This is a genomic window from Pseudomonas sp. NFACC41-3 (assembly GCF_900109505.1).
GTDB lineage: Bacteria > Pseudomonadota > Gammaproteobacteria > Pseudomonadales > Pseudomonadaceae > Aquipseudomonas > Aquipseudomonas chlororaphis.
In genome coordinates this window covers 1,693,914-1,707,881 of sequence record NZ_FOAE01000001.1, presented here as the reverse complement: position 1 = coordinate 1,707,881, position 13,968 = coordinate 1,693,914, and the positions used below count along the sequence as shown (strand labels likewise).

The following is a 13,968-nucleotide window of genomic DNA, read 5'->3' as shown; positions in this document are numbered from 1 at the left end:
AATGAGCCAGTTGATTCGAGTGCAAGACCTGCGGGTGGTCGCCGACGGCGAGGGCGGCGAAGTGGAGATCGTCAAGGGCGTGAGCTTCGCCCTGGAGCAGGGTGAGGTGCTGGCGCTGATCGGCGAGTCCGGCTCGGGCAAGACCACCATCGCCCTGGCCCTGCTGGGGTATGCCCGCCGCGGTTGTCGCCTGGCGTCCGGGGTAGTGCGGGTCGGCGAGCACGACATGCTGGCCCTGGGCGAGGAGCAGTTGCAGGGCCTGCGCGGCAATCGCGTGTCCTACATCGCGCAGAGCGCGGCGGCGGCCTTCAATCCGGCGAAACGCCTGCTCGACCAGGTGCTGGAGGGTGCCCTGATCCATGGCCTGGACAGCCGCGCCAACCTGGAGGCGAAGGCCATCGAGCTGTTCCGCGACCTGGCCCTGCCGGACCCGGAACACATCGGCCAGCGTTACCCGCACCAGGTCTCGGGCGGCCAGTTGCAACGGGTGATGGCGGCGATGGCGCTGATCAGCGACCCGCTGCTGGTGATCCTCGACGAACCGACCACCGCGCTCGACGTCACCACCCAGATCGACGTGCTGCGCGCCTTCAAACGGGTGGTGCGCGAACGCGGGGCCACGGCGGTGTATGTGTCCCACGACCTGGCGGTGGTGGCGCAGATGGCCGATCAGATCGTGGTGCTCAACGGCGGCCAGATCCTCGAACAGAGCGCCACCGCGCCGCTGCTCGAGGGCCCGGCCCACGATTACACCCGCAGCCTGCTGGCGGCCGCGCGCCCGGACTCGACCATTCGCCCGCCCAGCGATATCGCCGAGGACCAGCCGCTGCTGACCATCAAGGGCCTGACCGCCGGCTACGGCAACAAGAACCTGCAAGGCATGCCGATGATCCGCGTGCTGGAGGACATCGACCTGACCGTGCGCCGTGGCCAGGCCATCGGCGTGATCGGCGAGTCCGGCTCGGGCAAATCGACCCTGGCGCGGGTGGTGGCTGGCCTGCTGGCCCCGGCCCTGGGTAACCTGACCTTCGACGGCCAGCCCCTGGGCGGCAGCCTGTCGAGCCGCACTGACGAGCAGTTCCGGCGGATCCAGATGGTGTTCCAGAACGCCGACACCGCGCTCAACCCCATGCACAGCGTCAGCGCCATTCTCAGCCGGCCGCTGAAGATGTATTTCGGCCTCAAGGGTGCGGCGCTGCGCCAGCGCATCGACGAGTTGCTGGACCTGGTGCGGCTGCCGCGCACGCTCGCGCAGCGGCGGCCCAACGAGCTGTCCGGCGGGCAGAAGCAACGGGTCAACCTGGCCCGCGCGCTGGCGGCCAAGCCCGACCTGATCCTTTGCGACGAGGTGACGTCGGCCCTGGATACCGTGGTCGGCGCGGCGATTCTCGAACTGCTGCGCGACCTGCGCCAGGAGCTGGGGGTGTCCTACCTGTTCATCAGCCACGACATTTCCACGGTGCGCGCGCTGTGCGACGACATCGTGGTGATGTACAGCGGGCACAAGGTCGAGGCCGGCGGCCGCGCGGCCTTCGGCCAGGCGCCGTTCCATCCTTACACCGACCTGCTGATCCACTCGGTGCCGGAGCTGTGCCAGGGCTGGCTGGAAAGCTGCGGCAGCACCTGCGCCAGCCTGCCGCCGATCGGCGCCAAGGCCAATGTGCCGGAGCTGTGCACCTTCCTCAATCGCTGCCCGGTGCGCATCGACGGCCTGTGCAACCGCACCGCGCCGAACCGCCGCGCCATCGACGGTGGCAGCGAGATCCTCTGCCACCGCGACAGCGGCGAGTTGCTGCAGAGCCAACAGAACTTCAATGGCATGACCGAGGGAGCCTACGCATGAAGGGGCGTTTTGTACGGCTGGGCGAGCGCGAACGGGCGCCGGTACGGCTGCGGGTGGACGGGGAGCCCATCGAGGCATTGCAGGGCGACACGCTGATGGTGGCGTTGCTGACCCAGGGGACGGCCCTGCGCCAGTCGGAGTTCGATTCCGGCCGGCGCGCCGGCTTCTGCCTGATGGGCGCCTGCCAGGACTGCTGGGTCTGGACCCGCGCCGGCGAGCGCCTGCGCGCCTGTTCCAGCGAGGTCCGCGAGGGCCTGGACATTCTCACCACACAACCGGAGGCGATATGGCCACTGCACGGCTGAACATCCCGTCCGGCAGCGCGCCGCGGGTGGTGATAGTCGGCGCCGGGCCGGCCGGCACCCGCTGCGCCGAAACCCTGCTGGCGGCCGGCATCGTGCCGACCCTGGTCGACGAAAACCGCCGCGACGGCGGGCAGATCTACCGTCGCCAGCCCGAAGGTTTCCGCCGCGACTACGCCACCCTGTACGGCAGCGAAGCGCACAAGGCCCGGGCCCTGCACGACAGCTTCGAGCGCCTGCGCCCGCGCATCGACTATCGCCCGGACACCCTGGCGTGGAACCTCACCCCGGGGCAGCTGTGCTGCGTCAGCCAGGGCCGGCACTTCACCCTGGACTACGACGCGCTGATCCTCTGCACCGGCGCCACCGACCGCCTAATGCCGCTCGAAGGCTGGCAACTGGCGGGCACCTACAGCCTGGGCGGCGCGCAGATCGCCCTCAAGGCGCAGTCGGTGTCCATCGGCCACCGCGTGGTGTTCATGGGCAGCGGGCCGCTGCTGTACCTGGTGGCCAGCCAGTACCTCAAGGCCGGGGCGCGGGTCGCGGCGGTGCTCGACACCTCGCCGCCGGGCAAGCGCATCGGCGCCTTGCCGAAGCTGCTGGCGCGCCCGGGATTGCTCTGGACCGGCATGAAGCTGCTGGCGCGGCTGTGCCTGGCCCGGGTCCCGGTGCACCTGGGCATCCAGCCGATCCGGGTACTGGGCGATGCCCAGGGCGGGATCAGCCTGGTGCAGGTCAAGACCGCCAAGGGCGACAGCCTGGATGTCGAGTGCGATGCCCTGGCCCTGGGCTATCACCTGCGTCCGGAAACCCAGTTGGCCGACCTCGCCGGTTGCCGCCTGGCCTTCGACCCGGCGTCCAGCCAGTGGCTGCTGGAACTCGACGAGGCCGGGCGCACCAGCGTCAACGGGGTCTACGCCGCCGGCGACGGGGCGAAGATCCGTGGCGCCGACGCCGCCGAACACGCTGGGCGCCTCTCGGCGCTGGCACTGCTCGAGGATCTGCAACTGCCGGTCAACGCCGCGGAAGTGGACGAACAGCGCCAGGCCCTGGCGGTGATGGACCAGTTCCGCCTCGGCCTGGCCCAGGCCTTTCCCTGGCCGAGCGCCCAGGCCAAGGCACTGCCGGACACGGCCATCGTCTGCCGGTGCGAGATGATCAGCGCCGGCGAACTGCGCCGCACCGTGCGTGAGAAGGGCGCCTGCGAGGTCAACCGCGCCAAGGCCTTCAGCCGGGTCGGCATGGGTCGCTGCCAGGGCCGCTACTGTTCCCAGGCCGGGGCCGAGGTGATCGCTGCCGCGGCCGGGGTCGCGGTGCAGGAGGTGGGCCGGCAGCGCGGCCAGGCCCCGGTCAAACCCCTTTCGATGCTCACCGGGGAGGTGACGCCATGACCGTGCAACAGTCCGATGTGCTGATTGTCGGCGGCGGCCTGATGGGCTCGGCGGCGGCGTTTTTCCTGCGCCGGCGCGGCCAGTCGGTGACCCTGCTGGAGCGTGACCAGATCGGCCAGTACGCCAGCGGGGTGAACTTCGGCAACGTACGGCGCCAGGGCCGTTATCTCGGCCAGCTGGAGCTGGCCAACCGTTCCTGGGCCCTGTGGAAGCGCCTGCCGGAACTGATCGACGACGACCTGGAGTTCATCGCCAGCGGGCATATGCGGGTGTGCTACCGCGAGGACGAGATCGCCGAACTGGAAGCCTATGCCGCGGCGCCCGAGGCGCGTGAGCTGGACCTGCAGATCTACCGCGGCCGCGAGCTGCACGAGCGTTTCCCGTTTCTCGGGCCGGACGTCAAGGGCGGCTCCTACGCGCCCCATGACGGCCACGCCAACCCGCGCCTGGCGGCCCCGGCCTTTGCCCGGGCGGCGGTGCGCGCCGGGGCGCGGATCGAAGAACGCACCGAGGTGAGCGAGGTGCAGAAGGTCGGCGGCGGGTTCCTGGTCAGCACCACCGATGGCCGCCAGTTCAGCGCCGAACGCCTGCTGATCACCGCCGGCGCCTGGGGCCAGAAGCTCTCCGAGCAGTTCGGCGAACCGGTGCCGCTGGACACCAACGGTCCGCAGATGGCGGTCACCGAGCCGGTGCCTTACGCCTTGCCGACGGTGATCGGGGTCTACACCAAGATCCCCGAGGAGGTGATCTACTTCCGCCAGATTCCCCGCGGCAACATCATCATCGGCGGTGGCTACCGCAGCAAACCGGACATGCTCACCAGGCGCGCCCAGGTCGAACCGCGCAGCATCCTCAACCAGATCCAGCAGATGCGCCGGCTGCTGCCGGGCGTCGGCAACCTCAACATCATCCGCGTGTGGAGCGGCATCGAAGGGTATTTGCCCGATTCGCTGCCGATCATGGGCCCCAGCGGCCAGGTCGACGGCCTGTACTACGCCTTCGGTTTCTGTGGCCATGGCTTCCAGCTCGGCCCGGGCGTCGGCGACGTGATGGCCGAGCTGATCGCCACCGGCAGCACCGGCACTTCGATCGAGCCCTTTTCGATTCGCCGCTTCGCCGGCACCACCGCACAACGGAGCAAGGCCTCATGAAACCCCGGGTACTGGAGATCTTCAAGCGCCTGATCGCCTTCGACACCGTGTCCTCGGAGTCGAACCTGGCGCTGATCGAATACGTGCGCGAGCTGCTGCAGAGCAAGGGCATCGAATCGCTGATCGTCAAGGACGAAAGCGGGCGCAAGGCCAACCTGTTCGCCAGCACCGGGCCCCGGGAACTGCCGGGGATCCTGCTGTCCGGGCACACCGACGTGGTGCCCGCCGCAGGCCAGGCCTGGAGCCTGCCGGCGTTCCAGGTCACGGAGCAGGGCGGGCGCCTCTACGGGCGCGGCAGCTGCGACATGAAGGGGTTTATCGCCCTGGCCATAGACGCCATGCTCGATGCCGCGGACTGCACCTTGAGCCGGCCGCTGCAACTGGCGCTGTCCCATGACGAGGAAATCGGCTGCGTCGGCGTGCGACGGCTGCTGGACGTGCTGCACCTGGCGCCGGTGCGGCCGTTCCTGTGCCTGATCGGCGAACCCACCCACATGCAGTTCGTGCTCGGGCACAAGGGCAAGGGCTCGTACCGCGCCCATTGCCGTGGCCAGGAAGCGCATTCCTCCCTGGCGCCGCTGGCGGCCAATGCGATTCACCTGGCCTGCGATTTCATCGCCGGTTTGCGCGACAGCCAGCAGCGCCTGCGCGAGCAGGGCGCGCGGGACGCCGACTACGACATTCCCTACAGCACCGTGCACGTCGGGCAGATCGGCGGCGGCAAGGCGCTGAACATAGTGCCGAACCTGTGCACCCTGGATTTCGAAGTGCGCAACCTGCCGGCGGACGATCTTGAGCAGTTCCTCGACCAGATGCGCGAACGCGCCGAGCTGATCGTGCGCGAGGCGCGCCAGCTTTCCGAGGTGGCGGCCATCGAGATCGAAACCCTGAATGTCTACCCGGGGCTGGAGACCCATCCGAGTGTCGAGGCGGTGCGTTTCCTCCACGACTTCGCCGCGCCCGGCACCGGCTACGCCAAGGTTGGCTTCGGCACCGAAGGCGGCCTGTTCAACCAGCGCCTGGACATCCCGGTGGTGGTCTGCGGCCCGGGCTCCATCGAGCAGGCGCACAAGCCCGACGAGTTCATCGAGGTCAGCCAGATGGACGCCGGCCAGCGTTTTCTCGAAGGCTTGCTGGGTTCCCTGAAACGCTGAGCCGTCACCTGTAGCCGCTGCCTAAGGCTGCGATCGGGCACCAGCCCGCCAAGCCTGTATCCCGGGTCGGCCTGATGCACCGCGGTCAGCGGTTTTGCGACGGCTGCGCCGCCGATCGCAGGCTGCGCCAGCGGCTACATCGATCCCGGTTTTCCAGCCGAACGCCGGCCCCTGTAGCCGCTGCCGCAGGCTGCGATCGGGCACCAGCCCGCCAAGCCTGTATCCCGGGTCGGCCTGACGCACCGCGGTCGGTGGTTTTGCGACGGCTGCGCCAGCGGCTACAGGGCGGTGTTCAGGTTCTCGGTAGAGCCTGCTGTGACGCCGCGTTTTTCAGCATCCGACGCTGTCGGCCCGGCGCTTTCAGCATCCTGGGCTGCGGTGCCTGCTTAGACTGGGGGCTGTCTCGGAACAGGACTCGACCATGCTCAAGAATCGTTTGAAAGACCCCAGCCTCTTGGTGGAACTGGCCTACATCGACGGGCAGTGGGTGGCCGCCGACGATGGCGCGACCCTGGCGGTGCTCGACCCGGCCAGCGGCGAATGCCTGGCCCGGGTCCCGGCCCTGCAGGGCGCGCAGACCCGCCTGGCCATCGCCGCCGCCGAATGCGCCTGGCCGGCCTGGCGCGCGCGCCCGGCGGCGGAGCGGGCACAGCTGCTGGAGCGCTGGTACCAGGCCATGCTCGACAACCTCGACGACCTGGCCCTGATCATGACCGCCGAACAGGGCAAGCCCTTCGCCGAAGCCCAGGGCGAAATCCGCTACGGCGCCGGGTTCGTCAAATGGTTCGCCGAGGAGGCGCGGCGCATTTGCGGCGACACCCTGCCGGCACCCGCTGGCGACCGGCGCTTGCTGACCCTCAAGCAGCCGGTGGGAGTCTGTGCGGCGATCACCCCGTGGAATTTCCCCAACGCGATGATCACCCGCAAATGCGCGCCGGCCCTGGCCGCCGGTTGCCCGATCATCGTCAAGCCTTCCGACCTGACGCCGCTGTCGGCCCTGGCCCTGGCGGTGCTGGCCGAGCGGGTGGGGATTCCGGCGGGGGTGTTCAGTGTGCTCACCGGCATGCCGGCCGGGATTGGCGAAGAGCTGACCGGCAACCCGGCGGTGCGCAAGATTTCCTTTACCGGTTCCACCGCGGTCGGCCGCCTGCTGATGCGCCAGAGCGCCGAGCACATCAAACGCCTGAGCCTGGAGCTGGGCGGCAACGCGCCGTTCGTGGTGTTCGACGACGCCGACCTGGAACAGGCGATCGCCGGGATCATGCAGAGCAAATTCCGCAACGCCGGGCAGACCTGCGTCTGCGCCAACCGCATTCTGGTCCAGGACGGCATCTACGCACGTTTTGCCCAGCGCCTGGTGGAGGAGGTGGCCAAGCTCAAGGTCGGCAACGGCCTGGAGCCGGGCGTGAGCATCGGCCCGCTGATCAATGCCGCGGCGGTGAGCAAGGTCGCCCGGCATATCGACGACGCCCTGGGCAAGGGCGCGACCCTGCTGTGCGGCGCGATTCCCCAGGGCGAAAGCCAGTTCGTGCTGCCCACGGTGCTGGGCGAGGCCAGCACCGAGATGCTCCTGGCCCATGAGGAAACCTTCGGCCCGGTGGCGCCGCTGATGCGCTTTCACGACGAGGCCGAGGCGCTGGCCATCGCCAATGCCACGCCTTACGGGCTGGGCGCCTACTACTTCACCCAGGACCTGCGCCGCTCCTGGCGTTTCGGCGAAGCGCTGGAGTTCGGCATGGTCGGCCTCAACACCGGGATCATCTCCATGGAAGTGGCGCCGTTCGGCGGCATCAAGCAATCGGGCCTGGGCCGCGAAGGCAGCAAGTACGGCCTGGACGAATACCTGGAGATCAAGGCGTTCCACATCGGCGGCCTGTGACCCGCCCGCACCGACTTCGAGGAGACATGCGACATGAGCAAGGCATTCAGGATCGCCGCCATCGCCGGCGACGGGATCGGCAAGGAAGTGCTGCCGGAAGGATTGCGGGTGCTGCGGCAGGCAGCGCACAAGTGGCGGCTGGACCTGGAGATCGAGGTGCTGGACTGGGCGCACTGCGATTACTACCTGGAGCACGGGCAGATGATGCCCGGGGACTGGTTCGAGCGGCTCAAGGATTTCGACGCCATCTACTTCGGCGCCGTGGGCTGGCCGGACAAGGTGCCGGACCATATTTCCCTGTGGGGTTCGCTGCTCAAGTTCCGCCGCGACTTCGACCAGTACGTGAATATCCGCCCGGTGCGGCTGTTCCCCGGGGTGCCGTGCCCGTTGGCCGGGCGCGAGCCGGGGGACATCGATTTCGTGGTGATCCGCGAGAACACCGAGGGCGAGTATTCCTCGGTGGGCGGCAAGATGTTCGAGGGCACCGAGCATGAGTTGGTGCTGCAGGAGTCGGTGTTCACCCGGCGTGGCGTGGACCGCATTCTCCAGTACGCCTTCGACCTGGCCCAGGCCCGGCCGCGCAAGCGCCTGACCGCGGCGACCAAGTCCAACGGGATTTCCATCAGCATGCCGTACTGGGACGAGCGCACGGCGCTGATGGCAGAGCAGTACCCGCAGGTCAGCTGGGACAAGCAGCACATCGACATTCTCTGCGCGCGTTTTGTCTTGCAGCCGGAGCGTTTCGACGTGGTGGTGGCCTCCAACCTGTTCGGCGACATTCTCTCCGACCTCGGCCCGGCCTGTGCCGGCACCATCGGCATCGCGCCTTCGGCCAACCTCGACCCGCAGCGGCGCTTCCCGTCGCTGTTCGAGCCGGTGCACGGCTCGGCGCCGGACATCTACGGACGCAATATCGCCAACCCGATCGCGATGATCTGGTCCGGCGCGCTGATGCTGGATTTCCTCGGCAATGGCGAGCAGCGCTACCGCGACGCCCACGACGGCATTCTCAAGGCCATCGAACAGGTGATCGCCCAGGGCCCGATCACCCCGGACCTGGGCGGCCAGGCCTCGACCCAAGACGTCGGCGCGGCGATTGCCGAAGCGCTGTAGCCGCTGCCGAAGGCTGCGATCGGGCGCTAGCCCGCCAGGCTGTATCCCGGGTCGGCCTGATGCACCGCGATCAGCGGTTTTACGACGGCTGCGCCGCCGATCGCAGGCTGCGCCAGCGGCTACAGCGATCGTGGGGGTCAGTAGCCCTGGGTTCGGTCGATCTGCCCGAGCATCGGTTCGCCGCGCTGGTGGCGACGGATATTGTCCAGCAGCACGGCGAAGGCGCTTTGCGGCTGGGTCATGGCGGCGATGTGCGGGGTCAGGAGGATCTGCGGGTGATCCCAGAACGGGTGTTCGGCCGGGGCCGGTTCCTGTTGCAGGACGTCGAGCACCGCGCCGCTGAGCTGGCCGCTGGCCAGGGCGTCGAGCAGGTCCTGTTCCACCAGGTGGCCGCCACGGCCCATATTGATCAGCGCCGCGCCACGGGGTAGCTGACGGAACAGCTCGCGGTCGAGGATGCCCTGGGTCTGTTCGGTCAGGGGCAGTACGCATAGCAGGATGTCGCACTGGCTGAGAAAGGCCGGCAACTGCTGGTCGCCGGCGAAGCACTGCACGCCGTCGATGCGGTGGGCGCTGCGGGCCCAACCGGACAGGGCGAACCCCAGCGGCCGCAGGGTGGCGAGGATCTGCTGCGCCTGTTGCCCCAGGCCCATGACCCCGACCCGGCGTTGCGCCGCCGGTTGCAGCAGGTGCGCCTGCCAGCAGCGGGCGAGCTGTTGCTGCCGGTAGCGCAGCATGTCGCGGTGCAGGCTGAGCACGGCGAAGCTGGCGTATTCGCACATGCCCCGGGTGATGCCCGGGTCCAGCAGGCGCACCACCGGCAAGTCCGGCGGCAGGCGCGCGAGGTCCAGTTGATCGACCCCGGCCGAGAGGGCGAACAGCACTTCCAGGTTAGGCAACAGGCTCAGATCGTCCGGTGCCTGCCAGGCCGCCAGGTAGCGGATCTCCTCGGGGTTGCCAAGGTCCGGCCAGGCGCGCCATTGAATGTCCGGGGCCTGTTCGGCGAACAGCGCCCGCCAGTGTTCGCCACGCACGGGGTCAGCTTTATAGAGAAGGGCCATGGGCGGCTCCTGATCGACGGGGGATGCTTTCATGATGCCGTAACGGCAAAGCAGGATCTGTCGAAAGGCCGCGCCCGAAAGCCTTGCGCAGCACGCTTCGCGGCCCTGGCCGGCAGATTCGGCGGGGCTGAAGGAATCTGCCGTTTGCCGGGGTGAAAACAGTGGATCCGGATTTCTCAGGGGCCAAGTTCGGCTAAGTCGGTTCCGTCGAAGCCTTAATCTGAAGCCATCGCAACCGCTTCCCGGTTGCCTGGCTCAGTATGAGGAACGCCATGAATAGCAAGGTCGACGAAACACCTCATTGGCTCCAGCAGCGCGATCGGTTCGTGCCGCGGGGCGTGGTCACTGCCCATCCGCTGGTCATCGACCGCGCCGAGGGCTCCCAGGTGTGGGACGTGGACGGCGAGCGCTATCTGGATTTCGTTGGCGGCATCGGCGTGTTGAACATCGGCCATAACCACCCCAGGGTGGTGGCGGCGGTGCAGGCGCAGTTGCAGAAAGTCTCCCATGCCTGCTTCCAGGTGGTGGCCTACAGACCCTACCTGGACCTGGCCCGGCGCCTGAGCCAGATGATCGGCGGCGCCGAGCCCTACAAGGCGGCGTTCTTCACCTCTGGCGCCGAGGCCGTGGAGAACGCGGTGAAGATCGCCCGCGCCCATACCCAGCGTCCGGCGGTGATCGCCTTTCGTGGCGGTTTCCATGGCCGCACCTTGCTCGGCAGCACGCTGACCGGCATGAGCCAGCCGTATAAACAGAACTTCGGCACTGCCCCCGAGGTGTTCCATACGCCGTACCCGAACGCCTATCGCGGGGTCAGCAGCGAGATGGCCCTGCAGGCATTGCAGGAGTTGTTCGCCACCCAGGTCGCGCCCGAGCGCGTGGCGGCGATCATCATCGAGCCGGTGCAGGGCGACGGCGGTTTCCTCGCCGCTCCGGCGGAGTTCCTCCAGGCCTTGCGCGCCCTGGCCACGCAACACGGCATCGTGTTGATCCTTGATGAAATCCAGACGGGCTTCGGTCGCACCGGCAGCTGGTTCGGCTTCCAGCACGCCGGCATCCAGCCGGACCTGGTCACCGTGGCCAAGAGCCTGGCCGGCGGCTTGCCGCTGTCCGGCGTGGTGGGCAAGGCGCAGATCATGGACGCGCCGCTGCCCGGCGGCCTTGGCGGCACCTACGGCGGCAACGCCCTGGCCTGCGCCGCGGCGCTGGCGGTGCTGGATGCCTACGAAGAGGAACAGTTGCTGGCCCGCGGCGTGGCGCTGGGCTTGCGTCTGCGCGAAGGGTTGCTGCGCCTGCAGCGGCTGTACCCATGCATCGGCGATGTGCGTGGCAGCGGCTTCATGCTGGCGCTGGAACTGGTCAAGGACGACGCGGCGCGCAGCCCGGATGCCGAGCTGACGCAGCGGCTGATCGACCAGGCGCGCCTGGGCGGGTTGCTGGTGATCAAGTGCGGGGTCCACCGTAACGTCCTGCGCTTCCTGGCACCGCTGGTAACAACCCCCGAGCAGATCGACGAAGCCCTGGCGATTCTCGACGCCGCGCTGGCACGAGTCTTGAACTGAGCTGATGCCCCGGTCGGCGCCGGGCTGCCGGGCGCCACCGGTGGGCATTTTTGGAGCATGGATCGATGGAACGCATCATAGGAGGCTGTACACGCCATGGGGCTGACTGATTATCGTGCGTTGCTGATCGACTGCGACGCGGTCCTGGTGGACCGCGACTCGGGGGTCTGGGCCGCCTTGCAGCCCTTGCTCGACAGTCGCCGCGGGCAGGCGGACAAGGAACAGGTGCTGGGCGAATTCGCCGAAACGGTGCGGGGCCTGTACCCGCGTTTCGCCGAGCTGGGGTTCAGCGGCCTGCTGTGTTTCGCCCATCGCCAGCTGGCCGAGCGCTGGGGCCTGAAGGCGTCCTGGGAGGAGGGCATGAGCTTCGCCCGTTCGGTGGCGGGCTGGTCGCTGTTCGAGGACGCGCCGGGGGCGATGTTGTACCTGCGCAAGTTCTATCGGCTGCTGGTGCAGGGCGATCGCGATGCCGAGGACCGCGCGTTGTTGTGCGAGCGGCTGGGGATCGCCCAGGACGATTTCATCTCCCTGGCCAGCCAGCCGCTGCAGGATCGCCAGTGGCTGGCGGACAACGACCTGCGCGCCGAGGACATTCTCCAGGTGACCCGGCCGCCGGCCACCGCGACGCAAGCGACGGCGGGCCTGTGCCTGATTTGCCGCGCCGGCAGCCGCAATCCGCAACCCTGCGCCGCCGACTACTGCATCAACAGCATGGCCGACCTGGTGGCCCAGCATCAGGCGTCGTTACGGCGCTGATTTTGCTTGTCGATTGCATCCCACAGCAATCAAGAGGTAAACGATGGAAGGTTTAGTCAAACTGGACCGTATTGATATCAACATCTTGGTTGAGCTGCAAAAAGACGGACGCATGACCAATGTCAGCCTCGCCGACGCCGTGGGGTTGTCGGCCAGTCCGTGTCTGCAGCGGGTCAAGCGCCTGGAGTCGGCCGGCTACATTTCCAGCTACAAGGCGCACCTGAACCTGGCCAAGATCACCGACTCGGTCATGGTGTTCACCGAGATCACCCTGAGCGACCACAAGCGCGAAGACTTCGCCAAGTTCGAGTCGAATATCCGCCTGGTGGACGAGGTGCTCGAGTGTCACCTGATCAGCGGCGGCTACGACTATCTGGTGCGGTTCATGACCCGCAGCATCCAGCATTACCAGGAGGTGGTGGAAAGCCTGCTGGACAAGAACATCGGCATCTCCAAGTACTTCAGCTACATCGTCATCAAGTCGCCGGTCCTCAAGGACGGCGTGCCCCTGCGTAAATTGTTGCGCCACTGACGCGTTCTTCTCTCAAAATGAAATGTTATCTGATAACATTTTGTCGCCTGATCAATCACCCTCACGCGCGCCCCTGACCGGGCGCGCTTGCGTCTGGGCCGGCCTTTTGCCGGGCCCGTGAGTGACAGCGGGTGGCGCGCAAGGAAGCAACACCGGGCATGAAAAGCCCCGCGTGCACCCCGATCGGACAATCCACGCACCGCTGACCCCTGGATGCTTCAGCCTGGCGCACACCGCATAAATCGCTGTTTGCCTTGAGAAAACAGCAGGCGACGGGCGTGTGCCGCGGCAAATCGGAACAAAGCACAGAACGGCCTGCGCTGTAATGCCAGCCAGTGGTAGGTGCGCATCGTCTCCCCGGGAAGTTCAACGCCATCAGAGCGGGGGCGGCGATTCGTTGAATGAGAGCACAAAGGAGCGCAACACGATGCACAAGAGCACGGCAAACACATTGATAGGGCTGGGCGCGCTGATGCTGGCCGGCGGTACCCAGGCCCACCAGATCTGGTACGAGCACACGCCGGGGCAGCCCCTGACGCTGTATTACGGCGAGTACGACAAGAACATGCTGGAAGTGACCCCCGGCGGCCTCGACCGCTTCCGCCAGCTCAAGGGCTGGTCGGCGGCGAATCCTGCCCTGGGGCTGAGCCTGCAACGCCAGTCGTTCAGCGTCGGTCACCAGCCCAAGGCCGACGAAAGCCTGCTGGCGCAGGACACGCAGTATCCGATCTTCGACCTGCACGAAGGCGGCAAGACCCTCAAGACCTACTGGACGCCCGCCACCCGCTGGGTCGGCGACCTGCGCGCGCGCCAGCCGGAACTGGCGCTGGACATCGTCCCCACCGGCGTGGCCGCCGCGGGCCAGGTGCAGTTCCAGGTGTTCTACGAACTCAAGCCGCTGGCCGCCCAGGACGTGATCCTGGAAACCGGCTCGGGCGAAGTCTTCACCCAGACCAGCGACAAGGACGGCAAGGTCAGCTTCGCGCTGCCGTGGCGGGGCACCTACGTGGTGGCCACCGAATACAAGGACCGCACCCCGGGTACCCGCCAGGGCCCGGACAACCAGGCCGAGGCCTACGACCTCAAGAGCTTCAGTTCCACGCTGTCGTTCCACCAGCCACAGGGCAAGCCGCCGTTGCCACGGGCGCCTTCAACGTTGCCGGCCTCGGAAGTCGCGCGCTTGAAAAAGCAATCCTGACCCCGTGTCCCGACCCCCTGTGCCGA

General features: G+C 67.7%; 12 protein-coding genes. 11 read left to right on the top strand and 1 reads right to left on the bottom strand.

Annotation, left to right across the window (positions count from 1 at the left end; genetic code table 11):
• Position 1 precedes the first annotated feature (1 nt).
• From BMY68_RS07715 to BMY68_RS07685, 7 genes are all read left to right on the top strand, one after another.
• Positions 2-1,843 (top strand): ABC transporter ATP-binding protein, encoded by a 1,842-nt coding sequence (locus tag BMY68_RS07715; protein ID WP_062825960.1) that lies wholly within the window; start codon positions 2-4, stop codon positions 1,841-1,843.
• On the top strand, positions 1,840-2,148 hold the full coding sequence (locus BMY68_RS07710; RefSeq protein ID WP_009044024.1) for a (2Fe-2S)-binding protein: 309 nt from the start codon (positions 1,840-1,842) through the stop codon (positions 2,146-2,148). The genes BMY68_RS07715 and BMY68_RS07710 overlap by 4 nt, the downstream gene beginning before the upstream one ends.
• On the top strand, positions 2,130-3,536 hold the full coding sequence (locus tag BMY68_RS07705) for an FAD/NAD(P)-dependent oxidoreductase (protein ID WP_085530769.1): 1,407 nt from the start codon (positions 2,130-2,132) through the stop codon (positions 3,534-3,536). Before BMY68_RS07710 ends, BMY68_RS07705 begins: the two co-directional genes overlap by 19 nt.
• A complete protein-coding gene (locus tag BMY68_RS07700; RefSeq protein WP_085530770.1) occupies positions 3,533-4,687 on the top strand; it encodes an NAD(P)/FAD-dependent oxidoreductase in 1,155 nt (384 codons plus the stop codon). Before BMY68_RS07705 ends, BMY68_RS07700 begins: the two co-directional genes overlap by 4 nt.
• Positions 4,684-5,841 (top strand): acetylornithine deacetylase, encoded by a 1,158-nt coding sequence (gene argE, locus BMY68_RS07695; RefSeq protein ID WP_085530771.1) that lies wholly within the window; start codon positions 4,684-4,686, stop codon positions 5,839-5,841. The genes BMY68_RS07700 and argE overlap by 4 nt, the downstream gene beginning before the upstream one ends.
• Positions 5,842-6,262: 421 nt before the next feature.
• On the top strand, positions 6,263-7,720 hold the full coding sequence (locus BMY68_RS07690; protein WP_085530772.1) for an NAD-dependent succinate-semialdehyde dehydrogenase: 1,458 nt from the start codon (positions 6,263-6,265) through the stop codon (positions 7,718-7,720).
• A gap of 33 nt (positions 7,721-7,753) precedes the next feature.
• The gene (locus BMY68_RS07685; RefSeq protein WP_062825955.1) at positions 7,754-8,833 is read left to right on the top strand and encodes a tartrate dehydrogenase; all 1,080 of its coding nucleotides are present in this window, start codon (positions 7,754-7,756) and stop codon (positions 8,831-8,833) included.
• 137 nt (positions 8,834-8,970) lie between these two features.
• Here BMY68_RS07685 and BMY68_RS07680 read toward each other — a convergent pair whose 3' ends face one another.
• The gene (locus BMY68_RS07680; protein WP_085530773.1) at positions 8,971-9,894 is read right to left on the bottom strand and encodes a 2-hydroxyacid dehydrogenase; all 924 of its coding nucleotides are present in this window, start codon (positions 9,892-9,894) and stop codon (positions 8,971-8,973) included.
• Between the two features lie 272 nt (positions 9,895-10,166).
• Here BMY68_RS07680 and gabT point away from each other — a divergent pair, with 272 nt between their 5' ends.
• The 4 genes from gabT (at position 10,167) to BMY68_RS07660 (ending at position 13,942) form a co-directional block, all read left to right on the top strand.
• Positions 10,167-11,456, top strand: a complete 1,290-nt coding sequence (gene gabT, locus BMY68_RS07675) for a 4-aminobutyrate--2-oxoglutarate transaminase (RefSeq protein WP_009044017.1) — start codon at positions 10,167-10,169, stop codon at positions 11,454-11,456.
• Between the two features lie 96 nt (positions 11,457-11,552).
• Complete coding sequence (locus BMY68_RS07670) at positions 11,553-12,212, top strand: HAD family hydrolase (RefSeq protein ID WP_009044016.1); 660 nt, start codon at positions 11,553-11,555, stop codon at positions 12,210-12,212.
• 43 nt (positions 12,213-12,255) lie between these two features.
• Positions 12,256-12,744: an Lrp/AsnC family transcriptional regulator gene (locus BMY68_RS07665; RefSeq protein ID WP_009044015.1), complete on the top strand. Its 489-nt coding sequence runs from the start codon at positions 12,256-12,258 to the stop codon at positions 12,742-12,744.
• A 427-nt stretch (positions 12,745-13,171) separates the two neighbouring features.
• Positions 13,172-13,942: a DUF4198 domain-containing protein gene (locus BMY68_RS07660; protein ID WP_085530774.1), complete on the top strand. Its 771-nt coding sequence runs from the start codon at positions 13,172-13,174 to the stop codon at positions 13,940-13,942.
• Positions 13,943-13,968: the final 26 nt, after the last annotated feature.